Origin of the sequence: Chryseobacterium barbadense, from assembly GCF_042849955.1 — a bacterium.
GTDB lineage: Bacteria > Bacteroidota > Bacteroidia > Flavobacteriales > Weeksellaceae > Chryseobacterium.
Map to the genome: position 1 here is coordinate 1 of NZ_BAAFHL010000150.1, position 810 is coordinate 810.

General features: G+C 42.0%; 1 protein-coding gene. It reads right to left on the reverse strand.

Features of this window, described 5'->3' with window-relative positions:
• Positions 1-810: RHS repeat domain-containing protein (locus ACGHIN_RS17305; RefSeq protein ID WP_390456496.1), on the reverse strand; the 810-nt coding region annotated here is incomplete at both ends.

An 810-nucleotide genomic window follows, 5' to 3' on the forward strand; every position in this document is an offset into this window, starting at 1 on the left:
GTTATATGGACTATGACGAGTCATTTTCTCCGCCAGCGGATCAACCACTCCCCATCTACCAATATCCGGCATATACATCCTCGCCCCATAATCATACATACCATTTTCCTGAAGCTCCTTGCCATTAAATTTGTATTGGTAAGCATTCTGAGTGGTTGCTGTGTAATTATGCAGCATCCCGAAAGGGTAGTAGTTGTTATTTTCTACAATTTCCCCGGGTTTCCAGTAATCTATGCACATTTGACTCCATCCGGATCCGGTACACTGTAAAACTTTGTATTGTCTTGGCTGGATGATCCCATCTTTATTGGTATCCGTATAGCTTAATCTTACATTTCCTAAATGATCCGTGAAATTATAGATATACTGGTTGCTAAGCACATCATAATACCCTTCAGGCGTAGGAATGATCCTTAGCTTCATTTCTGCCACTTCATTAGGATCCGGTTCCGGTGTGAAACCACCGGGAGGGGTCGCTTCGGATGGTTTTGTAGACTTATACTGGAAGCCATCCAGGTAATTCGTTTCTATATCTCCAAAGAACTTCTTCACTTTCACCCCGTCTGCTCTATAGGTATAGCTTGTTACCTTAGAGTTCTGGGTGATCTGGCTTGGTAAATTTAAATAATTATATTGGATGGAGGAAATCCCTTTATCCAAATGCGTGCTCATATTTCCGTTGGCATCGTACGTAATAGTGTTCGGGGTGGTTATATAAGGATAACCGGACGGGTTTTGCTGTTCATCGGTTACTTTGGTCAGCTTATTCCCGTTATACTCATATTTCAGGTTATCGATCATGGTGGCAAA